26 protein-coding genes and 1 pseudogene are annotated in these 26247 nt (G+C 67.6%); 16 read left to right on the plus strand and 11 right to left on the minus strand.

Going from position 1 to position 26247, the window contains the following annotated elements:
* The first annotated feature begins 66 nt into the window (after positions 1-66).
* The 13 genes from ABIB26_RS13360 to xerD all read left to right on the plus strand — a co-directional run bounded on the left by ABIB26_RS13360 (position 67) and on the right by xerD (position 14984).
* The gene (locus tag ABIB26_RS13360; RefSeq protein WP_354243789.1) at positions 67-1026 is read left to right on the plus strand and encodes a carbohydrate ABC transporter permease; all 960 of its coding nucleotides are present in this window, start codon (positions 67-69) and stop codon (positions 1024-1026) included.
* Positions 1026-1952: a carbohydrate ABC transporter permease gene (locus ABIB26_RS13365; protein ID WP_354243792.1), complete on the plus strand. Its 927-nt coding sequence runs from the start codon at positions 1026-1028 to the stop codon at positions 1950-1952. The genes ABIB26_RS13360 and ABIB26_RS13365 overlap by 1 nt, the downstream gene beginning before the upstream one ends.
* A gap of 82 nt (positions 1953-2034) precedes the next feature.
* Complete coding sequence (locus ABIB26_RS13370; RefSeq protein ID WP_354243795.1) at positions 2035-2757, plus strand: glucosamine-6-phosphate deaminase; 723 nt, start codon at positions 2035-2037, stop codon at positions 2755-2757.
* A 38-nt stretch (positions 2758-2795) separates the two neighbouring features.
* Positions 2796-3932 carry an N-acetylglucosamine-6-phosphate deacetylase gene (gene nagA / locus ABIB26_RS13375; RefSeq protein ID WP_354243798.1) on the plus strand — a complete coding sequence of 379 codons (1137 nt, stop codon included), beginning with the start codon at positions 2796-2798 and terminating at the stop codon, positions 3930-3932.
* A 536-nt stretch (positions 3933-4468) separates the two neighbouring features.
* Positions 4469-6415, plus strand: coding sequence for a hypothetical protein (locus ABIB26_RS13380; RefSeq protein WP_354243800.1), 1947 nt, complete (start codon positions 4469-4471; stop codon positions 6413-6415).
* Positions 6416-6421: 6 nt separating this feature from the next.
* Entirely contained in the window at positions 6422-7411 is a 990-nt protein-coding gene (locus tag ABIB26_RS13385; RefSeq protein WP_354243803.1) for an HAD-IIA family hydrolase, read from the plus strand.
* A gap of 9 nt (positions 7412-7420) precedes the next feature.
* Entirely contained in the window at positions 7421-7666 is a 246-nt protein-coding gene (locus tag ABIB26_RS13390) for a hypothetical protein (RefSeq protein WP_354243805.1), read from the plus strand.
* Positions 7663-8481, plus strand: a complete 819-nt coding sequence (locus ABIB26_RS13395) for a TlyA family RNA methyltransferase (RefSeq protein ID WP_354243807.1) — start codon at positions 7663-7665, stop codon at positions 8479-8481. Before ABIB26_RS13390 ends, ABIB26_RS13395 begins: the two co-directional genes overlap by 4 nt.
* 13 nt (positions 8482-8494) lie before the next feature.
* Positions 8495-9535: an NAD kinase gene (locus ABIB26_RS13400; protein WP_354243809.1), complete on the plus strand. Its 1041-nt coding sequence runs from the start codon at positions 8495-8497 to the stop codon at positions 9533-9535.
* A 3-nt stretch (positions 9536-9538) separates the two neighbouring features.
* Positions 9539-11278 carry a DNA repair protein RecN gene (gene recN, locus ABIB26_RS13405; protein ID WP_354243812.1) on the plus strand — a complete coding sequence of 580 codons (1740 nt, stop codon included), beginning with the start codon at positions 9539-9541 and terminating at the stop codon, positions 11276-11278.
* 98 nt (positions 11279-11376) lie between these two features.
* Positions 11377-13179 (plus strand): CTP synthase, encoded by a 1803-nt coding sequence (gene pyrG, locus ABIB26_RS13410; RefSeq protein ID WP_354243814.1) that lies wholly within the window; start codon positions 11377-11379, stop codon positions 13177-13179.
* Between the two features lie 27 nt (positions 13180-13206).
* On the plus strand, positions 13207-13869 hold the full coding sequence (locus ABIB26_RS13415; protein WP_354243817.1) for an NUDIX domain-containing protein: 663 nt from the start codon (positions 13207-13209) through the stop codon (positions 13867-13869).
* A 176-nt stretch (positions 13870-14045) separates the two neighbouring features.
* Entirely contained in the window at positions 14046-14984 is a 939-nt protein-coding gene (gene xerD / locus ABIB26_RS13420; RefSeq protein WP_354244118.1) for a site-specific tyrosine recombinase XerD, read from the plus strand.
* 28 nt (positions 14985-15012) lie between these two features.
* Here xerD and ABIB26_RS13425 read toward each other — a convergent pair.
* The 10 genes and pseudogenes from ABIB26_RS13425 to ABIB26_RS13470 all read right to left on the minus strand — a co-directional run.
* Positions 15013-15459 (minus strand): annotated as a pseudogene (locus ABIB26_RS13425) (HAD-IC family P-type ATPase); the annotation flags it as partial.
* 45 nt (positions 15460-15504) lie between these two features.
* Positions 15505-16254, minus strand: coding sequence for a cytochrome c biogenesis CcdA family protein (locus ABIB26_RS13430; RefSeq protein WP_354243820.1), 750 nt, complete (start codon positions 16252-16254; stop codon positions 15505-15507).
* 78 nt (positions 16255-16332) lie between these two features.
* Positions 16333-18249: a copper resistance CopC/CopD family protein gene (locus tag ABIB26_RS13435; RefSeq protein WP_354243821.1), complete on the minus strand. Its 1917-nt coding sequence runs from the start codon at positions 18247-18249 to the stop codon at positions 16333-16335.
* A gap of 55 nt (positions 18250-18304) precedes the next feature.
* Positions 18305-18541: a hypothetical protein gene (locus ABIB26_RS13440; RefSeq protein WP_354243824.1), complete on the minus strand. Its 237-nt coding sequence runs from the start codon at positions 18539-18541 to the stop codon at positions 18305-18307.
* Positions 18538-18765, minus strand: coding sequence for a hypothetical protein (locus tag ABIB26_RS13445; protein ID WP_354243827.1), 228 nt, complete (start codon positions 18763-18765; stop codon positions 18538-18540). The genes ABIB26_RS13440 and ABIB26_RS13445 overlap by 4 nt, the downstream gene beginning before the upstream one ends.
* Positions 18766-18781: 16 nt before the next feature.
* Positions 18782-19042 carry a thioredoxin domain-containing protein gene (locus tag ABIB26_RS13450; protein ID WP_354243829.1) on the minus strand — a complete coding sequence of 87 codons (261 nt, stop codon included), beginning with the start codon at positions 19040-19042 and terminating at the stop codon, positions 18782-18784.
* Positions 19039-19698 (minus strand): peroxiredoxin family protein, encoded by a 660-nt coding sequence (locus ABIB26_RS13455; protein WP_354243832.1) that lies wholly within the window; start codon positions 19696-19698, stop codon positions 19039-19041. The genes ABIB26_RS13450 and ABIB26_RS13455 overlap by 4 nt, the downstream gene beginning before the upstream one ends.
* Positions 19695-20657: a cytochrome c biogenesis CcdA family protein gene (locus tag ABIB26_RS13460; protein WP_354243835.1), complete on the minus strand. Its 963-nt coding sequence runs from the start codon at positions 20655-20657 to the stop codon at positions 19695-19697. The genes ABIB26_RS13455 and ABIB26_RS13460 overlap by 4 nt, the downstream gene beginning before the upstream one ends.
* Positions 20658-20773: 116 nt before the next feature.
* A complete protein-coding gene (locus tag ABIB26_RS13465; RefSeq protein ID WP_354243838.1) occupies positions 20774-21757 on the minus strand; it encodes a M56 family metallopeptidase in 984 nt (327 codons plus the stop codon).
* A complete protein-coding gene (locus tag ABIB26_RS13470; protein ID WP_354243841.1) occupies positions 21754-22119 on the minus strand; it encodes a BlaI/MecI/CopY family transcriptional regulator in 366 nt (121 codons plus the stop codon). Before ABIB26_RS13470 ends, ABIB26_RS13465 begins: the two co-directional genes overlap by 4 nt.
* A 164-nt stretch (positions 22120-22283) precedes the next feature.
* Here ABIB26_RS13470 and ABIB26_RS13475 point away from each other — a divergent pair, with 164 nt between their 5' ends.
* The 3 genes from ABIB26_RS13475 (at position 22284) to ABIB26_RS13485 (ending at position 24940) form a co-directional block, all read left to right on the plus strand.
* Positions 22284-22997, plus strand: coding sequence for a thioredoxin-like domain-containing protein (locus tag ABIB26_RS13475; RefSeq protein ID WP_354243843.1), 714 nt, complete (start codon positions 22284-22286; stop codon positions 22995-22997).
* A gap of 81 nt (positions 22998-23078) precedes the next feature.
* Positions 23079-23312, plus strand: a complete 234-nt coding sequence (locus ABIB26_RS13480; RefSeq protein ID WP_354244121.1) for an SHOCT domain-containing protein — start codon at positions 23079-23081, stop codon at positions 23310-23312.
* Positions 23313-24328: 1016 nt separating this feature from the next.
* Complete coding sequence (locus tag ABIB26_RS13485; protein WP_354243846.1) at positions 24329-24940, plus strand: TlpA family protein disulfide reductase; 612 nt, start codon at positions 24329-24331, stop codon at positions 24938-24940.
* A gap of 18 nt (positions 24941-24958) precedes the next feature.
* On the opposite strand, the gene ABIB26_RS13490 is transcribed toward ABIB26_RS13485, so the two are convergent.
* Positions 24959-26191, minus strand: a complete 1233-nt coding sequence (locus ABIB26_RS13490; RefSeq protein WP_354244124.1) for an MFS transporter — start codon at positions 26189-26191, stop codon at positions 24959-24961.
* Between the last annotated feature and the right edge of the window lie 56 nt (positions 26192-26247).

A 26247-nucleotide genomic window follows, 5' to 3' on the forward strand; every position in this document is an offset into this window, starting at 1 on the left:
GACGGAAATGTCACCCGCCGGCCATCCCCTTACAGATCCACCCTCTGAAACCCCGGAGAATCTCCCATGAGTACAACAGTCGCCAAGGGCGATACCCAAGACACCCCCGCAGCCGGGCCTGCTGCGCCCCGGCGCCCCAAGGCCGGCCGTGGCCGGGACAGCATCTGGAAGGCGCTGCCCTGGATCGCCCCCTGCCTGGTGCTGATTTTCGGCATCGTCCTGTTCCCCGCCGCCTACATGATCTACAACGCGTTCCGCTCGATCAGCAGCTACGGGACGGACACCGGCTCCGCGGGGCTGAAGAACTTTACCTTGGTCTTCGCCGACCCTGCCCTGCCCCGCGTCCTGACCAACACCGTGGTGTGGGTTGCCGCAGTGGTCATCATTACCGTGGTGCTGTCCCTGGCGCTGGCACAGTTCCTCAACAAGCCCTTCCCCGGGCGGACCCTGGTCCGGATGGCTGTGATTGTGCCCTGGGCGGCCAGCGTGGTCATGACCACTACCGTGTTCGTTTACGGCCTGGACCCCTTCTACGGCATCATCAATAAATTCATGGTGGACCTGCACCTGATCGATGTCCCCTTCGGCTTCACCAAAAGCATGCCCTCCGCGTTCATCGTGGCGATCCTGACCGCAGTCTTTGTCTCCCTGCCCTTCACCTCCTACACGATCCTCGCCGGCCTGCAGGGCGTACCCGGGGAGGTACTTGAGGCCGCAAAAATGGACGGCGCCAGCCCTGCCCGAACCTATTTCAGTGTGATCCTGCCGCAGCTTCGCGACAGCCTGGCCGTGGCAGTGCTGATCAATATCATCAACGTCTTCAATAACCTCGCGATCCTGAAACTCATTACCGGCTCCCTGCCCGGATACGACGCCGACACCCTCATCACCCGCATGTTCAAGTGGATCCAGGTCGACCAGCGGCTGGATGTCGCCAGCGCCATGAGCGTTGTCAACTTCGCCATTGTCCTGGTGATCGTGGCCGCCTACATCAAAATCGTCAAACCCATGAAGGAAGTGAACTAGTGGCACATTCGACGCTCCCGCCCGTGGCTGGGACGACACCGGCCGGTCCCGCCGTCGTCACCACCGCACCGCGAAAGACGCGCTACGGCAGCGACCAGGCCAGCGGCCCTCGCGTGGCCCTGCGCATGGCGGCGGGCCTGATCATCGCGCTGATCTTCATTTCCCCCTATGTGATCATGGCCATCGGCTCGCTAAAGAGCCGCCCGGAGATCCTTGGCGTCCCCCCGAAATACCTCCCGGCCACGGCCCACTTCGACAACTACGCCACCATGTGGTCAACGCCGGAGACACCACTGCCGCAAAACCTGATCTCCACCATCGTCATCGCCTCCTGCGCCACCATCCTGGTGCTGCTGGTCGCCACCCCCGCCGCGTATTACACGGCCAGGTTCAAGTTCCCCGGGAAAATGGTCTTCATGTTCCTGGTGATCGTGACGCAGATGCTGCAACCGGCAGTACTGACCGCAGGGCTCTTTCGGGAGATGCTCGCCCTGAACATTGCCGACACCTGGCTCGCCATGATCCTTGTCAACGCCGCCTTCAACCTCTCCTTCGCCGTATGGATCATGCACAGCTTCTTCGCCAGTGTGCCGAAGGAAGTCGATGAGGCGGCGCAGATTGACGGTGCCGGCAGATTCAGTGTCCTGTTCAAAATCAACCTCCCCCTGGTGTGGCCGGGCATCGTCACCGCCATCATCTTCACCTTCGTCTCCTGCTGGAACGAGTTCGCGGCCAGCCTCGTGATCCTGCAGACCGCCGGAAACCAGCCGCTCTCCGTCGCCCTGACCAAATTCGTCGGGCAGTATGACTCCGCATGGCAGTACGTATTCGGTGTCTCCATCGTCGCCGTCGTGCCCGTGGTGATCCTGTTCATGCTGATCGAAAAACGGCTGATCGGCGGACTGACCGCCGGCAGCGTGAAGTGAACACCGGCAGAACGCCACGACATTCCAAGCCATCCGACGCCGGGAACCTCCCCGGTTCCACGACAGGAACAACGAAACTCACGTGAAAATCATCAAGACCGGCACCTCCGCCCAAGCCGGTGTCCGCGCCGCCCGGATCGTTGCCGCCCTGATACGGGAAAAACCCGATGCAGTCCTGGGGCTGGCCACCGGCTCCTCACCCCTGCCCTTGTACGAGGCACTCGCCCGGGAGAATCTCGATGTGCGGAACGTGCGCGGATTCTCCCTCGATGAATACCTCGGACTGGGCTCCACGCACAAGCACAGCTACGCCCAGGTCATCCACCGCGAAGTCATCGACCGGCTCGGTCTGACCCCCTCCCTCATCCACACCCCGGACGGACAATCGCAGGACGCCGCCCTGGAGGCTTCAGACTTTGAAGCCCGCATCCGCACCGCCGGCGGCATCGACATCCAGATCCTCGGCATCGGTTCCAACGGACACCTGGCCTTCAACGAACCACCCTCCTCAGTTACCTCCCGGACCCGCGTGGTTGAACTGGCGGACAGCACGCGAACAGACAACGCCCGGTTCTTTGACTCGCTGGAGGACGTTCCCACCCACGCCATCACCCAAGGCCTGGGCACCATCTCCGAAGCGCGGCACCTGCTGCTGATCGCCCACGGCCAGCGCAAAGCCGAGGCCGCGGCGCGGGCCATCGAAGGGCCCGTCACCGAGCAGTTCCCGGCATCCATGATCCAACTCCACCCCCACGTCACCGTCATCCTCGACGAGGCAGCCGCAAGTAAACTGCAGCGCACCTGACACGCCGCAGCTGGGCCAACGAACGAAAGCATGACGTCATGATCATCGAAGCAGCACGCATTTTCAGCGCCGGCCAATGGCTGGAACCCGGGTGGATCGAAATATCCGGGACACTCATCCAGGCCATCGGCCGGGGGAAGCCGGCCCGCGAACCCGACATCAGGCTGGAAACGGCCCTCGTTCCGGGATTCATAGACGCCCACGTGCACGGAGGCGGAGGGTACAGCTTCAACGACACGGACCCGGACGCTGCAGACCGAATCGCTGAAACCCATCTGCGCCACGGAACCACCTCGATCATGGCAAGCTTGGTTACCGCGCCTCTGGATCAACTGGAAGAACACGTCCGGGCCCTTGCACCAAAAGTCCGCAACGGCGTACTAGCCGGCATCCATCTCGAAGGGCCCTGGCTCAGCCGTTCACACCAAGGAGCGCACGCGCCGCAACTGCTGCGCACCCCGGACCCGCACGAAATCAAACAGCTCCTGCAGGCAGGCGCCGGAACCGTGCGCATGGTGACCCTTGCTCCCGAACTGGAAGGGGGCCTCGATGCCCTACGCCAGATCCTGGACCACGGAGCCATCGTTGCCATCGGACACACGGACGCCTCCTACGAGCAAACCCAGGCAGCCATCCGTGCCGGGGCCACCGCGGGAACCCACATCTTCAATGGGATGCGGCCCGTCCACCACCGGCAGCCCGGACCGGCCATAGCGTTACTGGAAGACCAGGAAGCGTTCGTCGAACTGATAGCCGACGGCGTCCACCTCCACCCCGCGATGATCCGGACCATCTTCAACAGTCCCGCGAAAGCAGTCCTCGTGACCGACGCCATGGCAGCGGCCGCAGCCCCCGAAGGCCGCTATAGGCTCGGGCACCTGGACGTTGACGTCCACGACGGGCAAGCTCGCCTGACGAGCAACGGCAGCATCGCCGGCAGCACGCTCACCCTTGACGCAGCACTCCGGTACGCCGTTCAGACCGCCGGCGTCCCGCTCACCGAAGCCCTCAAAGCACTGACACAGCACCCCGCCAACATGCTGGGACTGACAGACGTCGGATCCCTGCAACCCGGCAAACGCGCCGACCTCCTCGCACTCGATCCCAACCTCACCGTCCTCGCAGTCATGCGCGCCGGACAATGGATCTCCCGTCCCTCATCCAGCGGCTTCTAAAATCGGGGCCTCATCCTTTGTCGACTCTGACCTCACGCAGTGCGACGCGGAACCGATTCCCACCTGATCTACCCGGCGTACGTGCGCTGTTATCGGCCGTCACGACGGCCGAGCCGGGCAGCCCGATACTGAGAACAGGGCGAACACGGGATGCAGGACCTCGCCAGCTGGCCGCATCGGTTTCCTTGGCAGGCTCCTGTGCGCCCGAGCAGCCCGCAGGCCGGTCAATGCAGCCGGGCTTCAGGCCGCCGATAATCACCGCAAGGCCAAGTTCGAAGCCGAGACGGCCGCGCTCGTGGGACTAGCCGGCCGTCAGCGACCCCTCGGAAGGCACGGTCTGGAACCTGGCCTGTGACACTTGCCACCGGGAGGGCTCAAAGGGCCAGAGCCGTTAGCCGGTCACTGGGTACTCGCCTAGAATTGGATGAGATGTACGGACTTCGAAGCGCTTGATTTCGGGTTGCGTAGGGAACGAGACACGGAACAGAGCGGCTGCGATTGCGCCAGTGGTCAGCTCATAACAGGAGGAATCCAGCATGGCTGAGCACAACGACGGCGGCGGCAAAGACCGCGGCAACTTCGGCGGCGGACGAAACACAGGCGGTGGCGGGTTCCGCGGAACTAACAATGCCGGTGGCGACCCCCGAGGCTTCCGAGCCAGGGACGACCGCGGCTCCGAGGGCTCCCAACCCTCCTCCAACGATCGTGATCGTAAGCCGCCCTACAGCGGTGGTGGCGATCGTGACCGTAAGCCTTTCGGTGACCGTGCCCCGCGTGAAGGTGGGGGAGAGCGTCGCAGCTTCAGCGGCGGAGACCGTGATCGTAAGCCGCCCTACAGCGGTGGTGGCGAGCGTAAGCCCTATGGTGACCGTCCTGTTCGCGACGGGGATCGTAAGCCGTTCAGCGGTGGTGATCGTAAGCCGCCCAGCGGTGGTGGCGATCGTGATCGTAAGCCTTTCGGTGACCGTGCCCCGCGTGAAGGTGGCGGTGAGCGTCGCAGCTTCAGCGGCGGAGACCGTGATCGTAAGCCGCCCTACAGTGGTGGTGGTGGCGAGCGTAAGCCCTATGGTGACCGTCCTGTTCGCGACGGGGATCGTAAGCCGTTCAGCGGTGGTGATCGTAAGCCGCCCTACGGCGGTGGTGGCGATCGTGATCGTAAGCCTTTCGGTGACCGTGCCCCGCGTGAAGGTGGCGGAGAGCGTCGCAGCTTCAGCGGCGGAGACCGCGATCGTAAGCCTTTCAGCGGTGGTGACAACCGGAAGCCGTTCAGCAGCCGTGATGACCGTCCGGCCCGCAGCTTCGACCGTGATGACCGTCCGGCCCGCAGTTCTGACCGCGGTGACTCGGGCCCGCGCCAGTTCGGCCGGGACCGTGCCGAGGACCGCCCGGTCCGTGTACCCAATGCACGTGACCTTCGCAGCGCCAATCGCCCCGACCGTGAGCGTTCACCCCAGATCGACGAGGACGTCACGGGCAAGGAACTGGACCGCGCCACGCAGCACCAGATCAAGACCCTGGAAGACAACAGCGCCGAGTGGGTTGCACGCCACCTGGTCATGGCCGGCCGCCTCATTGACGAAGAACCCGAGCTGGCTTTCCAGCATGCCCTTGCGGCCAGCCGCCGCGGCGGACGCCTCGCGGCAGTCCGCGAAGCCGTCGGCCTGACTGCCTACGCCGCCGGACACTACGGCGAGGCCCTGCGCGAATTCCGCACCTACCGGCGGATCAGCGGCTCCAACATGCACCTGCCCGTCATGGCGGACTGCGAACGTGGCCTCGGCCGCCCGGACCGGGCCCTGGACATGGCACGCTCGGACGAAGCCAAGGATCTCGACGCGCCCGGCAAGGCGGAACTGGCCATTGTGGCTGCCGGCGCCCGTACCGACCTGGGTCAGCTGGACGCCGCCGTCTCCGAATTGGAGATTTCACAACTCGATATCAACCGGGCCTTCTCCTACAGCCCCCGGCTTTTCCGTGCCTACGCCGATGCCCTGGCAGCAGTGGGCCGCACGGCCGAATCCGAAAAATGGCAGCGCCAGGCCGTCGTCGCCGAGAACGCACTCGGCCTCGACGTCTCAGAGGATCCGGACATCATCGACCTCGGCTGGGACGAGGAAGAGGAAGCCCGCGCGGAAGAGCAGCAGCGCCGGGTCCTCACCCAACAGGCTGCCAAGCAGCAGTCTGCCTCGGCCGCGGAAGAGGCGGCCCCCCGTGCTGCCACGGCCGCAGCAGTGGCCGGCATCACGGAAGCGCCCGCAGCGGAGGCCGGACTCACCGCTCTGGAGGAAGGCTCCGACGACGTCGAGTCCGACTTCTTCGAATCCGACGACGCCGAGTCCGATGAAGACTCTGTGGAAAAGGACGCCCTGGACCGCTCAGAAGTTCTGGCCGGGGACGAGTCCGAGGATGCAACAGACCCCGACGACGACGTCGACGCGGATCACGCAACGGACTCCGGCCAGCCGGACCGCACCGAGGCATAGACGCGGATGGACGGCAAGGACCTGATCTCGACGTTCGACGCGCTGCTCGCTGATCTGGACGGCGTGGTCTACGCAGGACCCCACGCCATCCCGGGAGCCGTGGAGTCCCTCCGCAGGCTCGCCGGAATCGGCGTCGGACTGGGCTACGTCACCAACAACGCGTCCCGGACGCCCGCGCAGGTGGCGCAGCACCTGCGCGATCTGGGCGCCCCGGCGGAGGACCATCAGGTGGTCGGCTCCTCGCAGGCCGCGGGGGAGCTGCTGGCTTCGCTGCTGCCTCGCGGCGCCCGCGTGCTGATCACCGGCGGAGACGCCCTGGCCCGGGAAATTGAACTGGTGGGGCTGGTCCCGGTCCGCAGTGAGGCGGAAGATCCGGTCGCCGTCGTGCAGGGATTCCACCCGGACGTCGGCTGGAAGGACCTCGCGGAGGCCTCGTATGTCGTCGCCGGCGGCGCCCTGTGGGTGGCCACCAATACGGACATGTCCATTCCCCAGGCCCGGGGCATCGCCCCGGGCAACGGCACGCTGGTCGCCGCGGTGACCGCTGCAACCGGGCAAAAGCCGCTCGTTGCCGGCAAACCGGAGGCACCCCTGTTCCACGCGGCCGCCAAGCGTCTGGCCGCCGACCGGCCCCTCGTCGTCGGCGACCGGCTCGACACGGACATCCTCGGCGGCAACAACGCCGGATTCGCCACGGTGGCCGTGCTGACCGGCGTCGACACGCGGGAGTCCATCCTCGCCGCGCGCACCCTCGAACGGCCCAGGTACCTCATCAACGACCTCACGGACCTCTATCGCCCCTACCCGGCGGTGGAGCACGACGCCGGACGGTACCGCTGCGGCGCCGCCTCCGCCGTCGTGGACGGACAGGCCGTCCGCGTCAGCGGAGATCCCGAGGATCTCGATGCCTGGCGTGCCGCGTGTTCCGCATGGTGGGCCGCCAACCCGGAGACCGCCACCGCCCTGGCTCCCGTGATCGAGTGGCAGGATCATTAGAGTGGAAGCATGACCGAGCTGAACCCTGCACCTGAAGCCCGCGTGGACTGGCCGTCCCTTCCGGAAGCGTTTTCGCAAGACGCGGCGGCCCAGGACCCGGATGTGGACGCCCTGCTCGAACGGCTCGGCACACTGCCCGGGCTGCCCGTTGCCGTCCACGGCGAGGTCTACGCAGGCCTGCATGACGATCTGATGGAAGCGTTGAACGAGGACGTATCAGGACCCATCAACCCGGCAGGGGATACCGCATCATGAGCAGGCTTGACCAAGCACTTGTCGGCCGCGGGCTGGCGAGGTCCCGCACCCATGCCGCACGGCTCATTGCCGAGGGCAAGGTCAGCTCCGGCGGCGAAGTGCTGGCCAAAGCGTCCCTCCAGGTGAACGACGCTACGCACCTGGACGTCGCGGCCACCGACGAGGACAACTACGTCAGCCGGGCAGGGCACAAGCTGGCCGGCGCGCTGGACGCCTTCCCCGGCGTGGCGGTGGCGGGCAAGCGCTGCCTCGACGCCGGTGCCTCCACCGGCGGATTCACCGAGGTGCTGCTCCGCCGCGGCGCGGACCACGTGGTGGCGGTCGACGTAGGCCATGACCAGCTGGTCCCGCAGATCCGGAGCGACCCGCGGGTCTCCGTGCATGAGGGCCTCAACGTCCGCTACATGACGCCGGCCGAGATCGGCGGGCCAGTCGCCCTGACAGTGGCGGACCTGTCCTTCATCTCCCTGACCCTGGTGGTTGCGCCCCTGGCCGCCTGCACCGAGCCCGGCGGGGACCTCGTCCTGATGGTCAAGCCGCAGTTCGAGATCGGCAAGGACCGGCTGGGACGCACCGGCGTCGTGACCTCCGAGCGGGAGCGCCGCCTCGCGGTGGGAAAAGTTGCCGCAGCCGCGATGGATGCGGGCCTGGACCTGCAGGACCTGGCCGACAGCCCGCTGCCCGGCCAGGACGGAAACGTCGAGTACTTCCTGTGGATAAAGCGCGGGATCCGGACAGACCTGCCTAAGATCGAGGAGCGGGACGCAGCCGTTGCTGCGTTACTGGGAACGATCTGGCCAAACCAGCAGCAGTAGAAGGCGGAACCCGATGAGCAGGCGTGTCCTCATCCTTGCCCACACCGGCCGCGAGGAATCCCTCAAGGCTGCCTGGGAAGCGTGTGCCCAGCTCCACGCGTCCGGCATTGTTCCGGTGATGCAGAAGTCCGAGCTCGCCGACATGGTCCGGTTCTTCGGCCGCCTGGACCACCCCGTCGAGGTCCTGCACGACCACGTGCAGCTGCCCGACGTCGAACTTGTCATGGTCCTCGGCGGGGACGGAACGATCCTGCGTGCGGCGGAACTGGTGCGTGAGGTGGACGTGCCGCTGCTGGGCGTCAACCTCGGGCACGTCGGGTTCCTGGCTGAAAGTGAGCGGGCGGACCTGGCGCAGACGGTCGAATGGGTCGCCAGCCGGGAATACACCGTGGAAGAGCGGATGACCATCGACGTGCAGGTCTGGGTCCGCGGGCAGAAAATCTGGCACACCTGGGCCCTCAACGAGGCGGCGATCGAGAAAGGCAACCGGGAACGGATGCTCGAGGTGGTCACGGAAGTCGACGAGCGTCCCCTGACCTCGTTTGGCTGCGACGGCGTGGTCCTGGCCACTCCCACCGGCTCCACGGCGTACGCCTTCTCCGCCGGCGGCCCCGTGGTGTGGCCCGAGGTCGAAGCCCTGGTGATCGTGCCGATCAGCGCCCACGCGCTTTTCGCCAAGCCGCTGGTGGTGTCTCCGCGCTCGAGGCTTGCCGTCGAGATCCTGAACCGGACCGGTGCCCAGGGGGTGCTCTGGTGCGATGGCCGCCGTTCGGTGGACCTGCCGCCCGGCGCCCGCGTGGAAGTCACCCGCTCCGCCACTCCGGTCCGGCTGGCCCGCACCCACCAGACCCCCTTCTCCGGACGGCTGGTCCGCAAGTTCGAGCTCCCCATCCAGGGCTGGCGCGGCCCCATGCCGCAGGCCGGTGCCATCCACACCGGGCCGATCCCGGTCATCCGGACCCCGAGACCCATGCCCCCGCTGCCAACTCCGCCGCAGGCTGGGCCACCGTACGCCGGGCCCGGCGAAACAACAGATCCCTCGACTGCGAAGTGACCCATGCTTGAAGAACTGAGAATCCGCGACCTCGGCGTCATCACCGACGCGACGCTGCCCCTCGGGCCGGGACTGAGCGTCGTGACGGGCGAAACAGGCGCCGGCAAGACCATGGTGGTGACCGCCGTCGGGCTGCTGCTGGGCGCCCGGTCCGACGCCGGCGCCGTGCGCAGCGGCGCGAAGAGCGCCTCCGCGGAGGCGATTGTAAAACTCGACGCCGGGCACGCCGCGGTGGCGCGTGCCCGTGAAGCCGGGGCGGACGTCGAGGAGTTCGACGGCGGTGCCGAGCTGCTGCTGGCGCGCAGCGTGGGTGCAGACGGCCGGAGCCGGGCGTACCTCGGCGGCCGCGTCGCGCCTGTGGGGGTGCTCGCCGAGATCGGCGAAACCCTCGTCGTGGTCCATGGCCAGTCCGAGCAGATCCGGCTCAAGAGCCCGGTGGCGCAACGCGGCGCCCTGGACAAGTTTGCGGGGGAGAGCTTCGCCGGGACCCTGGCCGCCTACCAAGACCTGCACGGTCACTGGAAGGCCAGCCAGGCCGAACTGGACTCGCTCCGCAGCGCCGCCCGGGAGCGCCTGCGCGAGGCGGAATCGCTGGAGGCCGCCCTGGCCGAGATCGACGCCGTGGACCCGCGGCCGGGGGAGGATGACTCGCTCAAGGCCGAGGCCGTCAAGCTTGCCAACGTCGAGGAACTCCGGATCGCGGCGACGACGGCGCACCAGGCACTCATTGCGGAGGACTTCGGCGAAGGCAGCGACGCCACCGCCCTGGTGGATGCCGCCAAGCGCACCCTGGAGCACGTGGCCGAACACGATGAGGAGCTGGGATCCGCGGCGGCACGGCTGGCCGAGGTCGGCTTCCTGCTCAACGACATTGCCACCGAACTTGCGAGCTACCAGGCGTCCCTCGACACGGAGGGCCCGGAGCGGCTCGCCGAGATCGAGGACAGGCGGGCGGCGCTGGCAAAACTCGTGCGCAAGTACGCGCCGAGCATCGACGAGGTGCTGGTCTGGGCCGAGGAGTCCCGGGCCCGCTACGAGGAGCTGCAGGACGACTCGACCCGGATCGAAGCGCTGGACGCCGACGTCACCCGCACCGAGGCCGGGCTCCGGAAGCTGGCGGCCGCCCTCAGCAAGGCGCGCAAGAAGGCCGCCAAGGAGCTCTCCGCCCGGGTCAGTGCGGAACTGAAGGCGCTGGCCATGGCCGACGCGACCCTCGTCATCAACGTCGACCCCGGCGAGCAGCTGGGCCCGTTCGGCGCCGACGACATCTCCTTCCTGCTCCAGCCGCACTCCGGCGCACCGGCCCGCCCGCTGGGCAAGGGCGCCTCCGGCGGTGAGCTGTCGCGTGTGATGCTCGCCATCGAGGTGGTCCTCGCCGCGGTGGACCCGGTCCCCACCTTCGTCTTCGACGAGGTCGACGCCGGCGTGGGCGGCCGGGCCGCCGTCGAGATCGGCCGGCGGCTGGCGATGCTGGCCCGGCACGTCCAGGTCCTCGTGGTCACGCACCTGCCGCAGGTGGCGGCCTTCGCGGACCAGCACATCCGGGTCACGAAGACCTCCGTCCGGGGCGCTGACGGGGCGACGGCAACCGGCTTCACCTCCAGCGACGTCCAGCTGCTCGACGCCGCGGAACGCGTCCGTGAGCTGGCCCGGATGCTGGCCGGCCAGGAGGACTCGGAATCCGCCCAGGCGCATGCCCAGGAGCTGCTGGACGACGCCCGGCTCCTGCCGCAGCAGTCCTGACAACCCTAACGACCAGCAAACGACATGCTAACGACAAGCAGGCGGCCGGGATGACAATCACAGGTGCCCGCAAAACAGACCCTTCCCAAGCAGAATCGATGATAGGCTCGAACTCCGTGGTGCAGCGATCAAATTCCCGTGTAAATTCCCGGTTCCCGGGCTCGTCCAAGACGACCAAACACATCTTCGTTACCGGTGGTGTGGCGTCCTCGCTCGGCAAAGGACTGACGGCTTCGAGCCTCGGTCACCTGCTGCGGGCCCGCGGTTTGTCTGTAACAATGCAAAAGCTCGATCCCTATCTGAACGTGGATCCGGGCACGATGAATCCCTTCCAGCACGGCGAAGTCTTCGTGACCGACGACGGCGCCGAGACGGACCTCGACGTCGGCCATTATGAGCGCTTCCTCGATGAAAACCTCGAAGGCTCGGCCAACGTCACCACCGGCCAGGTGTACTCCACGGTCATCGCCAAGGAGCGCCGCGGCGAGTACCTCGGCGACACCGTCCAGGTCATCCCGCATATCACCGATGAAATTAAGCGCCGGATGCGCCTGCCCGCCGAAGGCAAGAACGCCCCCGACGTCATCATCACCGAGATTGGCGGCACCGTAGGCGACATCGAGTCGCAGCCGTTCCTCGAGTCCGCCCGCCAGGTCCGCCAGGACATCGGCCGCGGAAATGTCTTCTTCCTCCACGTTTCCCTGGTGCCGTACATCGGCCCCTCACAGGAACTGAAGACCAAGCCGACGCAGCACTCCGTTGCCGCGCTGCGCTCCCTCGGCATCCAGCCCGAGGCGATCGTGATCCGCTCGGACCGCGAAGTCCCGCAGCCGATGCGCGAAAAGATCGGCCGCATGTGCGACGTCGACATCGACGCCGTCATCGGCTGCCCCGATGCCCCGAGCATCTACGACATCCCGAAGACCCTGCACTCCCAGGGGCTGGATTCGTACATCGTCCGGGCCCTCGACCTGCCCTTCAAGGACGTTGACTGGACCAGCTGGGACAAGCTCCTCGAAGCGGTCCACCACCCCAAGCACGAGGTTGAGATCGCCCTGGTGGGCAAGTACATCGACCTGCCGGACGCCTACCTGTCCGTGACCGAAGCCCTGCGTGCCGGCGGCTTCGCGAACAACACCAAGGTCAAGATCCGCTGGGTCCCTTCGGACGAATGCGAAACGCACGAAGGCGCGGTCAACTCGCTGGACGGCGTGGACGCGATTTGCGTTCCCGGCGGCTTCGGCATCCGCGGCCTCGAAGGCAAACTGGGCGCCCTGAAATACGCCCGTGAAACCAAGCTCCCGGTCCTGGGCTTGTGCCTGGGCCTGCAGTGCATGGTGATCGAGTACGCCCGCAACGTGGTGGGCCTCGAAGGTGCTTCCTCGTCCGAGTTCGAGCCGGATTCCAAGTACCCGGTGATTGCCACCATGGAAGAGCAGCTGGACATCGTCGACGGCAAGGGCGATCTGGGCGGCACCATGCGCCTGGGCCTGTACGAGGCCAAGCTGGATGAAGGTTCCGTGGTCGCCGAGACGTACGGCACCACCAAGGTCAGCGAACGCCACCGCCACCGCTATGAGGTCAACAACAAGTACCGCGAGCAGATCGCCGCCAAGGGCCTGGTGTTCTCCGGAACGTCGCCCGACGGCAAGCTCGTGGAGTACGTGGAGCTTCCCCGCGTGGTCCACCCGTATTACGTGGCAACGCAGGCGCACCCTGAGCTCAGCTCACGGCCCACCCGGCCGCATGCGCTGTTCGCCGGGCTGGTCAAAGCCGCCCTGGATCACCAGAAGGCCAGCGACGGCCCGCAGGGTGCCGCCGAGGAAGCCCCTGCCGAGGAAGCCCCTGCCAAGGGCGCCGCCGCCGCTGCGAAGCCGTCGTCGGCTGCAGCGTCCAAGTAACTCCCGACTTAATCAAAGGACGGCGCGATGCCCGGTAGGTCTGAGACCCCCAATGCTGCACGGCAGGTTTCGGATCAACCGAGCCCGCGCCGTCTTTTGTCATCCCAGACGGTCTACGAAGGCCGGATCTGGGATGTTGTCAGCGACAGCTTCCAGCTCACCGACGACGGCGATGCCCTCGTCCGCGACTACATCGAACACCCTGGCGCGGTGGCGGTTTTGCCGATGAACGACGCCGGCGAAGTATTGCTGATCAAGCAGTACCGGCACCCCGTCGGGATGGACCTCTGGGAGATCCCGGCGGGACTGCTCGACGTCGAGGGCGAGGACTTCGTCGCAGGAGCCGCCCGCGAACTGGCCGAGGAAGCGGACCTCGTCGCGTCGCAGTGGAATGTGCTGGCGGACTTCTTCAATTCGCCCGGGTCCTCCAGCGAAGCCATCCGGATTTACCTGGCCCGCGGACTCAGCGATGTGCCCGGCCACGAACTGCACGTCCGCACCGACGAGGAAGCCGAAATCGAGCTGCACTGGACGCCGCTCGACGCCGCCGTCGCCGCGGTGCTGGAGGGGCGCCTGCACAACCCGTCGGCCGTCGTCGGCATCCTGGCCGCCGCTGCGGCCCGCGCCGACAACTTCGGGAGCCTCCGCCCGGCCGACGCGCCGTGGCCCGCCCATCCCAGCCAGCGCTGACGGTGGAACTGCTGGCGACCGGGCCACCCGCCCCGCACGAGGTCTCCGCCCCGGAGCAGCCACCCGCCCCGCACGAGGTCTCCGCCCCGGAGCAGCCACCCGCCCCGCACGAGGTCTCCGCTCTGCAAGAGCGTCCTGGCACCCCGGCCCGGCCGCCGACCGCGATTGACCGCGCGATGACGGATTATCTTCAGCACATGGGCGTGGAACGCGGACTCGCGGTCAACACCCTCTCGGCGTACCGGCGGGATCTGGCCCGCTACGCCAAACACCTTGCGCAGTCGGGGTGGCAGCGTCCCTCAGAGATCACGCGGCACGACGTGACCTCCTTCGTCCAGGCGCTGTCCAACGGCTCCGACGGCGGTTCCGCCCTGGGCATCCGGTCTGCCGCCCGGGCAGTGGTGGCCGTTCGCGGCCTGCACAAGTTCTGGGCGCTGGAAGGTGTCACCGCCACGGATCCCGCCAGCGATGTCCACCCGCCCATGCCCGGCAAACGCCTGCCCAAGGCCATCAGCGTCGACGAAGTCACGAGGATCCTCGAGGCGGCCGGCGCGGACACCGCGACGGGTCTGCGGGACCGGGCCCTGCTGGAGTTCCTGTACTCCACCGGTGCCCGCATCAGCGAAGCGGTGGGCCTCGATGTCGACGACATCTCCCTGCAGGGCGAACAGCAGGGCGAACAGCAGGCCGACGGGACGGGCCCGGCAATCGTCCGTCTGTTCGGTAAAGGATCGAAGGAGCGGCTGGTCCCGCTGGGGTCCTTCGGGGCCAGGGCACTCGACGCCTATTTGGTCCGTGGCAGGCCGTTGCTCGCCGCCAAGGGCAAAGGCATGCCTGCCCTCTTCCTGAATGCCAGGGGCGGCCGGATCAGCAGGCAAAGCGCCTGGACCATCCTCAAGGCGGCCGCGGAGAAGGCCAACATCACCAAGGACGTCTCGCCCCACACCCTGCGGCACTCCTTCGCGACCCACCTGCTGGAAGGCGGGGCCGACGTCCGTGTGGTCCAGGAGCTGCTTGGCCATGCTTCAGTCACCACCACCCAGGTCTACACGCTGGTCACTGCCGACACCCTGCGCGAGATCTACGCCGCGGCGCATCCCCGGGCGCTCGGCTAGCTAGACGGCGGGTCAACCCGAACGAGCCTCAGCGGGCGAAGTTGCGCAGGCGCAGCGAGTTGGCCACCACGAGCACTGAGCTGGCTGCCATCGCGGCGCCGGCGATCATCGGGTTCAGGAGGCCCAGGGCGGCCACGGGGATGCCGATGGCGTTGTAGAAGAAGGCCCAGAACAGGTTCATTTTGATCGCGGCCAGGGTGCGACGGGAGAGTTCGATTGCCTGGACGACCTGGCCCAGACTATTTCCCATCATGGTCAGATCGGCTGCCTCAATTGCCACGTCGGTGCCGGATCCCATGGCAATGCCCAGATCGGCTTGGGCCAGTGCTGCGGCATCGTTCACGCCGTCTCCGGCCATCGCGACGATGGCCCCGGATTGCTGTAGCTGTTTGACCCGTTCGACCTTCTCGTGCGGCAGGACATCGGCAATCACGTCGTCGGGGTGGATGCCGACGACGGCGGCGACCTGGTACGCGTCCTTGTCGCGGTGTGTTGGCAGTGCGCTGCAGGGGGCTATCTTTCAGACGGGTGTCCTGAAGGTTCCGGCCAGGTTCTGCAGCTGGTAGATCCATGAGGTCCACACTCCCAGGACCATCAGCACGCCCAGCAGCGCCAGGAGCAGGCCGCCGGCGATGTTGAACGCCCGGATGTGGCGCCGGACGAAGGCCAGGGCGCGCGTGACCCAGCTGACGCCCAGGGCGACCAGGGCGAAGGGAATGCCCAGACCCATGCAGTAGGCGAAGGCCAGCAGCGCTCCGCGCCACGGGTCGCCGGTGGTGGTGCTCAGGGCCAGGACCGCGGCCAGGGTCGGGCCCATGCAGGGGGTCCAGCCCAGTCCGAAAACGACTCCCAGGACGGGTGCGCCGGCCAGGCCCGACGCGGGCTTCCACGACATCTTCGCGGAGCGCTGAAGGAAGGGCAGCTTCCCGGCCAGGGCCAGGCCCATGAGGATCACGACGATGCCCAGGACACGGATCAGCGTGTCCTGCCAGCGGGCCATCCATGTGCCGATGGCGCCGAAGGCGGCCCCGTAGAGGGTGAAGACGGCGGCGAAGCCGAGGACGAAGAGTCCGACTCCTGTCAGTACGCGCCGGCGGTTGCCTTGCTGTGTGGGGTTGGTCAGGCCCGAGACGTATCCGAGGTATCCGGGCACCAGCGGCAGGATGCAGGGCGACAGGAAGGAGACGAGGCCGGCGATCATGGCCAGCGGCAGCGCAATCAACAGGATGCCGCTCTGCACGGTTTCCGCGAAATAGCCGCCGATCGTCATGCCGGGACCTCCGTTCGTGGTTCGCGGGGTGCGCCGCCGCGGTGTCGTATCGGCCACAGCCTGTCAGGGGCTCGGTGCTTAGTCATGATGGGCCTCGGGTTCGGGGTAGATGAGCGTGCGGGTGACCAGGTGGTGGGGTGCGGTTTGCGTCTCGTGCAGGATCCGTCCGTCCGGGGCCAGGGTGAGTTCCAGGACCGCGTTCTCGGCCGGGTAGGACAGGACGAGGCGGCGGTTGCCGTCCTCGTCGGGAAGCCGGGTGGCCGTGGTGGCGAGGCCGCTGGCATACAGGGCGCGCCGGATGAAGTCGTTGCCGGTGGTCTGGAAGGACCGCGGTGTTCCCAGGCCGCGGGCGGTGTCGCTGGTGACCAGTTCGTGGAGGGTGAAGGCCGGGACGGCCTTCATGGCCGTCACCGCTTCGCGCAGCAGGTCCTCTGCCGGCAGGGCCGGCCAGGTGATGGCCATCGCGGCCGGTTCGACGTTCCAGGTGCCGGACGTCGGGGTAATGGTGAGCCGGCTGGTCCCGTCGGCCCATGTTGCGGGGCTGAAGAAGCAGCCTTCCCCGCAGCTTCGGAATGTCAGGTCCGTAATCTCGCCGGCGGGTCCGGCGAGGGAACCGGTGAGGCCAAGCTGCGCGGCGGCGGTCCTGCCCGATGAATCGGTAAGCTCCGGGACCATCAGCTGGATGACGAGCTGCCCGGAGCTGGCGCGTGCGTTGACGCCTACCTCCCCGGCCAATGCTGCGGCCGGGACGACCGGGCCGGTGGCAGGCGGGGGAAACGCCAGGGCCGCGGACGTGCTGCCGGGGACGGGGAGCACGGTCAGCACCGCGGACACGACAAGGACGGCGGACAGGGCGGCTGCTTCGGCCCGGGCGGGGCGCCTGATTTTTTCCAGGGCGGATTTGCGGCGCAGGAGGCGTCGGGCGGCCAGGGCAAGGCCGGCTGCGGCGGCGACGAGAGCGGTTTTGGCCAGCAGGACCCGTCCGTAGTCGGTGGTGAGGAGGCTGTCGGGCGGGACAAGTATCAGGGCCGTTCCCAGGCCGGTGAGTACGACTGCGGTGAACAGCCACACGGCAGTCCGGGAATAGAGGGCGAGTGCTTCTCGGGCAAGGTCCCGTTGCTGGCGCCAGCGGATGAGGGTGCGGAGGATGTGGACGAGCATTCCGCTCCAGAGGATGGCTGCGGCAAGGTGCAGTACCGTCAGCGGGATGCCGAGGAGCGGGTCGGCCAGTTGCGGGTGGGCGCGCAGAGCCTCGGCGCCGATCACGGCCGCCAGCGGCAGCCAAAGCCAGGCACGGCGCCGTGCAACGGCCGCGGTTGCTGCCAGGGCGAAGCCGCTGATCTGGACAAGGGTCAGGATTCCCGGCCGGCCGCCGGTCAGGGCTTCCGGGACCGGACGGGTGAGGCCTGCTGTCAGGGAGCCGTTGCCCAGCAGCAACAGGGCCAGCCCGGCGACGGCGGCCAGACCAGCCAGGCAGGCCCATAGGGTGATCGGCCGCGGACCGGGCGGGGCGCCGCGAAGCCGGGCCAGCAGCCGGGTTCCGGCTTGTTCGCCCAGGGCCAGGGCGAGGGCGGTGAACAGAAGGGCTCGAAGAATGGTCGTCTGCCACGAGCCCTGGGTGTCGGTGGTCTGCCCGCCGCCGAGGGCCGCGGCGGAGGGCCCCACGGCGTAGCGGTAGCTGCCGCTCATGACGTCCCCGTCGCCTGCGGTGACCTGCCATTGGACGGTGTAGATGCCTGGGCCACCCGGGCCGGGAACGGGTATTTCTAGGGCACGGTTCTCATGGGTGAGCCGGGGCGTGCCCAGGCTCCGGCTGCCGCCCGGGCCGGCCAGTGTCACCGGTGTCCCTGCGGTGGTGACCGGTTCATCGAATAGCAGCGTCAGGGTCTCGGGGGCTGTGGCGACGGTCGAGTCGGCGGCCGGTGCGGTGAAGAGCAGGTTGGAGTGCGCGGAAGCAGGAACCGCCGACAGCAGTCCCGCAAAGACAAGCCCCACCGTGGCAGCGAGCAGTGCGGCGGCACGGCCGAGACGGTGCCGTCGCGGGCGGGTCCTACCCTTCACGCCGGGGAGGGGGGATGAGGCCGGTGCCGGTGCCGGGGCGCGCGCTCTGCAGTTGTGAGAGTTCCTCCCGGGCCGCCCGGATCCGGTCATCAATGCTCGGGGCCGGGCCTGCGCAGCACCCGACGGCCGTGGTGCCGGCCCGGCGGCGCATGGGGCGCAGGCAGAAGAACCAGGTCAGGGCGATGGCCACCGCCGTGCCGGCCAGTGCGATCAGTACGGTGTTCATGCGGCGGGGTTCCCGCCCGGGCGCGGTGCCGGGTGGCGCCCGTCGAAGGTTGCCGGCGCCGGGCGGAGGGCCTCGATCTGGGCTCGTAGGCGGGCGAGTTCCTGTTCCTGGTCGGGTGTGGCGGGCTGTTCGCTACGGCCGCGGCCGCGCATCATGAGCCACATCATCAGGCCCATGCCGACGGGGCAGACCAGGGCGGGAAGGATGAGGAAAAACTGTTCCATGGGATGTCCTTAGCGGTCAGGGGAGGGGGCTGAGTCGGGTCAGGTCGCGGCGGAGGGCGCGTGCGGAGAGCCGGCCGTGGGCGATGAGCCTGCCGTCGGCGATGAGTCCGGGGGCGAAGAGGAGGCGGTGCTCGGCCGCGAGCCGGCGTCCCTGGTCGCTGTTCAGGTCGACCTCTTCAACGCTGAGCGGGAAGTCGCGGGAAAGCCCTGCCAGCAACTGCTTGCCGTCGCTGCACCAGGTGCAGTCGGGCCGGGTCAGCAGGGTGAGTGTAATCATGGCCTGCTTCCGTCCTTGAGGTCATTGAGCAGCTTGTCGACCGGAACGAACATTGTGTAGTCCGGGGCGCCGCCGTAGTCTGCCCGCCAGCGGATGGTGCCGTCGGGTCCGACGAGGATGAAGCTGTGCCCGTCCCGCATGGCGCCCATCATCCCGTACCGGTTCGCACTGTATTTCTCCGACACCGTGAGGCTGGGATCGGAAAGAACCGGGGTGCTCAGGCCCATGTCCCGGGTTTTGCGGGCAATGAGGTTGGCAGGATCGGTCGTGATGGACAGGACCGCGTCGATGCCGGCGGCCTTGACCTTGGTGCTGTCTTTTTCAAGGCTGCTCAGCTGGTCCCAGCAGGGCTGGCAGGTCAGGCCCTCCTGGAAGTACAGGAGCACGTCTTTCCCCTTGTAGTCGCCCAGGGACACCTGCCGGCCGCTGTTGTCCTCGAGGGTGAATGCGGGCGCGGCCTGGCCGGGGCCCGGCTGGCCGACATCGTAGTTCTTCCCGGCCCCGGCGTTCTTCGGGGCCGCGGATCCGGAGAAGATGGCGTAGAGGGCGACGAGGATGAGGACAAGGGCTGCCGCCGCCAGGGTCCAGAGGAGCCAGCGGCGGTTCGTTCCCCGGGCGGGGCGGGACTTGGGGTCCCGGCTTTTGGTGGTGGTCATGATCGGCTGTCCTTTGCGGGGATGGGCTCGGCGGTGTTGTCCGGGGCGCAGCAGTCGTTTCCGTGGCCGGCCTCGGCGTCATCGACGGGTTTTTCCGGGCGGGCCGGGGGTCCGGCGTGCCGGCGGGCCTGGGTGATCAGGTAGAGGAGACCCGCGGTGAGGACCGCGGCGAGGACCCAGCCCGGCAGCCAGCCCAGCGCTGCGGCGGTGACGGCGGCGGCGTGCTGCAGCCCGGCGGTTATCTGCAGGAATATCCCGTCCGATCCCATCCCCGGGCCCAAGGCGGCCTGGATGTAGGTGAGTACGGCCATGGCGATGAGCAGGAAGGCCGACGCGGCCGTCCCGAACGCCATCGTGCGGCGCAGGCGGCCGAGCCGGAGGGTGACCCGCCGGCCCTGAAGCCACCGGCTCCTGCTCCAGTCCCTGCGGTCCCAGACCAGGGCCAAGACAGCCAGCGGTGCGACCATGCCCAGAACGTAGGTCAGTGCCACGGCCAGCGCCGCGGGAAACGAGGCTGTCGCCCCGGAGAGCACCGCGACGCCGGCCAGGACAGGGGCGCAACAGGAACTGGCGGCCCCCGAAAACACTCCGAGCCCGTAGACCGAACCGAACCCTGCCCCGGTGGGGGCCCGGCCCGGCAGCATCGGAAGCCGCGGCTTCCATCCGAGCAGCATCGCGGTTCCGCCGGCCAGCATGGCCGTGGCGGCGGCCGAAAACACCAGCACGTGCTGGCCCGAGACCAGGCTGACGAGGAAGGTTGCTCCGAGTCCGATCGGGACGATGACGGTTGCCACCCCTGCGGCGAAGACGAACGTTGCGGCGAGAATGCCGGTTCGGCGGCGGAAGCCGGTGGCCAGGTACGCGGGGAGCATCACCGAGACGCAGCACGGGGCCAGCAGGGCCACCAGGCCGCCAAGGAACGCGGTCAGCAGCGTCCCGCCGAACAGCAGATCTTCCATTGACGTTCGCCCTTCACACCACTCGACGCTTCAAAAACTATACTCCTAAGGAGTTTAGGAGAATAGCCGGGCGGTGTCCAGCGGCGGGACCCGGCGGGCGGCTTTAGCGGTTGGCTTCAGAGGGCGGCGGTGCTGGCGGAGACGTTCGCGTCGGGACAGAGATTGTGGCCGGCCGCGGCAGCCGCCGGACCTCCCAGCAGCAGCACCGGCAGGGCGAACAGCGCGGCAACGGCAAAGGATCCGGCGGCGGTCCTGGCGCTGCCCAGGGGCTTGTGCGGCGGAATGAGCCGGCGCACGCGGGCCGCGGCCCCGGCGCCTCCTGCCGCCAGCGCCACGGCCGGGGACAGTGCAATGCCGCCGGAGGCGACGGCCAGCAGCGCACCGGCCACGGTGAGCCGGCCGGACCGGGCGGCGGCGGCGTCATCGGCACGCAGTTCGATCAGCCGGGCCGTCTCGTCGGCGGCGAGCCGGAAGAGCGCAACGGCAGGGAAGGCCGACGCCAGCGCCCGGGCGAGGCCCAGGATCAGGTCGTGCCGCTCGGCGAGATGGGCGTGTTCGTGGGCCAGGACCGCGTCGAGCTGCGCCTCATCCAGGGCCTGCAGTGCCCCGGTTGTCACGACGGTGCGCCGCTGCCGGCCGGGGAGGCAATAGACGGCCGGTTCATCCGACTCCAGAACCACAACGCCGCGGTGTGCGTCGGTGTGGCCGACGATGTCAAGAATCCTGCCGTGGCGGGCGCGTTCCCGGGCCATGCCGGCCAGGCCCGCACCGATGCACCACACGGTGCGGCCGAGGATGGCCAGGGACAGGACGGCGCCGGTGGCCCCGGCCGCTGCCCCGCCGGGGGAAGCGTACTGCTCGCGGATGGCCATGACGCAGGCCCGCAGCAGCTCGGCGAGGTCACCGCTGACGGTCACGGTCGGGAAGGTCAGGGCCAGTCCGGCGAGGGCGACGGAGGCCAGGACGGTGACGGTGAGGGCCTGCCAGGCCGCGATGGCAAGCCGGGGAGCCCTGTCGGCCCAGGATGCGGCCTGCAGCAGCCGGGGGCCGGCCGCACCCAGCAGCAGGGCGTAGGCGAGGAGTGACAGGGCGACGATCATGCCCGCAGGTCCTGTTCCCTCGCCGCGCTGAGAAGACGGTGCAGCTCGTCGGCCTCCTCGGGCCGGATCCCCTCGACGAACCCGACCAGCGCTGCGGTCCGGTCATCGGTGAGCGAGAGCGCCTCGGTCACCAGCCCGGCAACGTATTTGTCCCTGCTGGCGGCCGGTCCGTAGCGGTAGGCTCTGCCGTCGCGTTCCTTGGTCAGCCACCCCTTGCGGTGCAGGATCTCCGTCACGGTATGCACGGTGTTGTAGGCCAGCCCGCGGCCGAGCCCGTCCAGGACCTCCCGGACCAGAAGCGGCCGGTCCGCCTTCCAAACCTGCTCCATGATGGCGCTCTCAAGATCGCCAAACTTTGGCATGCTGCCTCCTCGGCCACGTGTTGTCCTATCAAGAATAGGAGATTTGCTCCACCATTGCACCTAAACACCTAAGTAAGTTAGGTTTGATGCAGAAATGCCGGCCTGCCACTGGGGGAGCCTCAGGGCACGGCACGGTGCCGCGGCGAATCAAAGGACACCAGGACATGGCCCGATCCAAGAACCCGGGCGGAGCTGCAGGGACCGGCTCCGCAGAATCCAAGCCCCAGACGGCCGCGGGACACAAGCCCACGCTGAAGCAGCAACGGGCCGCGGAGATCCAGCAGAAGCTGGCAGGATTCAAACTCCAGCACCACAAGGCCCGGCGCAACAGGCTCATCCTCATCATTACAGCCTGGACCGTCGGCATCGCACTGACCGCAGGCCTGGTCATCTTCGCCGTGACAAGCACGCTGCCGAAAAGCCCGCCCGCGGCGGTCGACGGAGTGCAGACTTTTTCGGGGCTGAGCTCCAACCATGTCAACACACCGGTCAACTACGAACAGACCCCACCCGTGGGCGGAAACCACTCGGCGGTTCCGCTGAACTGCGCCGTCTACAGCGAACCGTTGCCCAATGAAAACGCCGTGCACTCCCTTGAACACGGGGCGGTCTGGGTGACCTATGATCCCAAGGCCGTCAGCGGGGCCCAGCTGGATGTGCTGCGCAAGGACATCCCCTCGACCTACGCGATCCTCTCGCCCTACGGCGGACTTCCCTCGCCGGTCATCGCCTCGGCCTGGGGCGTGCAGCTGAAGGTGGCAGGCGTGGATGATCCCCGGATCAAAGACTTCATCTCGAAATACCGCAGTGCAAAATCGGCACCGGAGCCTGGCGCACCCTGCTCCGGCGGCATCGACGGCCCCGGAAAAGTCAAGTAACCACCGGTGGAGGCGGGCCCACGGGCCTCCGGCTCGAAGCCCGCAATCCCACAGCAACGATAGGAAGGACCAAAGCCAGTGATGGGTTACGGATACGACGGCATGTGGCTGATGTGGCCATGGATGCTGGGGTGGTCGGTGCTTCTCATCGCCGGACTGGCCGCGCTCGTCTGGGCAATCGTCCGCCTCGCCCGCGGCGATGGTCGGGCACCCTTTGACCGGCCGGGTTCTGCCCGCAGCATCCTCGATGAGCGCTACGCACGCGGGGAAATCGACGATGACGAATACCGCAAACGGCGCGAAGCCCTGGGCTAGCCGCGCCTCGCGCAAGTTGAGCTGTCGCACATCGGGCCCAGCGACGGCCGCGCCACCAAACAGGAACAGGCCGGCGGCCGGGCACGTGGTCCGGCGGGAACGGACATCCGAGGCATCCGGAACCCCGTCTTCGGCTGTCGGCCCTGCCGGTTTCGCCGACGGGCCGCGCGGCCCCAATCGTGAGAAAGACTGGTAATGAGAGCCAACGGGACAGACGCGTATCGCGAGTGGACTGCCGCTTACGTGCTGGGATCCCTGGATCCACACGAGCGGCGCGAATTGTGCGGCGGCAGTGAGCGAGTTCGCGTCACTGCCGGCCCTGCTGTCCACACTTCCTTACGACGAAGCGCTGACTCTCGGGCGGGCCGGCAAGTCTGACGCGCCGCCGGGACTGCTCAGCACCCTCGCAGACAAGATCCGGCGCCGACTGCGAAGGCGATCAGGCTGAACCGGACCTGGACGCGCAAGATCAGCCCCCACGTCACGGAAGACATGACAATGTTCGCCGTGGCCCTGGGAGAGGAACCCACCCAAATCTAGGTCTCCTGTGGAGGAGAGGAGGTGAGCTGCATGAAGACCGGATGCTGCGGCGACGGATGCTGCGACGACGGTTGTCGCGGCGACGATTGCTGTGACGATTGCTGCGACGACGACGATTAGGACGGCTACTGCGACAGCACATCCACTGCCTGCCGGTCCTTTACGGTTCCGGCGGGCCCCCTGAAATGAACAGCCACCTCTACGGATGCACAGAGGACGTCTTGGATTCATCAAGAACCTTCCCATTGCCGTGATCGGCGCCGGGCCGGTGGTCATGGCTGCCGCTGCGCACCCCTGCCGACGCATGAACCTAAAAACCTAAGTAGTTTAGGTATAGGGTTGGGAAGAGCCGTCGCCGGTTTCCCCCAATCCGGCGACGGTTCCTCCTGGAGACGCGGCAGCTATGCCGCGCCAGCCAGGAAAAGGAAAAGTGGCGGGAGCGACGGAAGTAATGGAGGAAGACGATGAATGAGTCCATGGATTGCGAAGCCAGACCAAGGCCGCGCCGGCCGGCCCTTGCGATCATGGCTGCTGTCGCCGTTCTTGCTGTTTCGTTGAGCGCGTGCGCGGCCCCCGATCCGCTCGCCCAGCAGGCGCGGGCAGGCGACAATAAAAACTACATCGCTGGCGACGGTTCGGTCAGCGAATACACTTCTGCCTCACGCCAGAGCGCGGTGACCTTCCAGGCTCCGCTGTTCAACGGTCAAACGGTGGAGTCCCGGTCATTTCAGGGCAAGGTCACCGTGTTGAATTTCTGGTACGCCGCCTGCGGCCCGTGCAGGCTGGAGGCCCGCGACCTGCAGGCTCTGAGCCAGTCCCTCCAAGCGGAGGGAGCACAGTTCTACGGCGTGAACATCCGGGATGAAGTTCCCACCGCCACCGCCTATGAGCGCACCTTCGGCGTGACCTACCCCAGTTTCTATGACCGGAACGGCGGCGTCCTTTTGGCGATGGCCAGCTTTGTTCCTCCGCAGGCCGTTCCAACAACGCTTGTGCTGGACAAGCAGGGCCGCGTCGCTGCCAGGATCCTGGGGGTCGCCGACAAATCGACGTTGAAGGCGCTCATTACAGAAACCCTGGCCAGCTGACAGCGGTCCGGGTTTTGGCTACGGCTCACCGCTCCCTGGCGATTCTTCCCGTGAAGGGGACGCTGTGTGGTCGGAGCCCCGCATGCGGGCGGCGACGATGATGCCTGAGGCCGCGGTGAGCGCGCCGACGGCGGCGACAGCCGCGGGGATGCCGTAGGCGTCGGCCAGGAGTCCGGAGAGCAGGGCGCCGACGGCGAATCCGCTATCGCGCCACAGGCGGTATACCCCGACTGAGCGGGCGCGCCACGCCGGGTGGGCGACATCGCCGACCGCTGCCAGCAGCGCCGGGTAGACCATCGCGGTTCCGGCCCCGAGCAGGATGGCCGCCATGAGCCAGATCCCGAAGCCGCTTCCGACGGCGACCAGGCCCAGGGCTGCGGCCTGGACGAGCATGCCGGCGACGATCAGCGGCTTGCGCCCGTATCTGTCGGACAGGGCACCGGTGACCAGCTGGCCGGCGCCCCACACGGCCGGGTACACCGCGGCGAGGAGGCCGATCTTGTCGACCGTCAGGCCGCCGGCGGCGAAGAGGACGGGGAACAGGCCCCAGGCCAGGCCGTCGTTGAGGTTGTTGACCAGCCCGGCCTGGCTCAACGCGGAGAGGGATCTGTCCCGGAAGCTGGTCAGGGTCAAGACTTCCCGGTTGCTCAGCTCGGCGGGGGCGACGGAATGCGCGTCGGGATGGCTTGCGGCTTCCAGTCTGGCGTGCTGGCGGGTTTCTTTCACGGCCAGCACGGACAAACCCAGGCCGAGGGCGATGTAGGCGGCTCCTAGCAGGAACGGCCCGGGCCGGAGCCCGTAATCCGCTGCGATGTAGCCGGTGGCCACGGCGGTCCCGGCCAGGCCGAGGTAGCCGGCGGCCTCGTTGAAGCCCATGGCCAGGCCCCGGCGCTCCGGACCGACGAGGTCCATCTTCATGATCACCGTGGTGGACCAGGTCAGGCCCTGGTTGATGCCCAGGACGACGTTGGCCGCCACGATCCATTCCCAGGATGGGCCGAGGATCAGCATCAGCGGAACGGGCAGGGCGATCAGCCAGCCGGCAACAAGCACGGGTTTACGGCCGTACCGGTCCGAAAGGGTTCCCGCGAAGTAGTTAGTGCACGCCTTGGCCAGTCCGAAGGCCAGGATGAAGGTCAGCGCCCTCGTATAGAGGTCCAGGTGGAACACCCGGTCCGCGAGCAGGGGCAGGACCGTACGTTCCTGGCCGAGCGTGCCGCCGACCAGGGCATTGACCGCGACCAGGAGCATGAACTGGGTGATATTCCGGCGCAGCCCCAGCCCGATACCCTCGCCTTGGCGGATGC

The organism is Arthrobacter sp. UYEF20 (genome assembly GCF_040546335.1).
Lineage (GTDB): Bacteria > Actinomycetota > Actinomycetes > Actinomycetales > Micrococcaceae > Arthrobacter.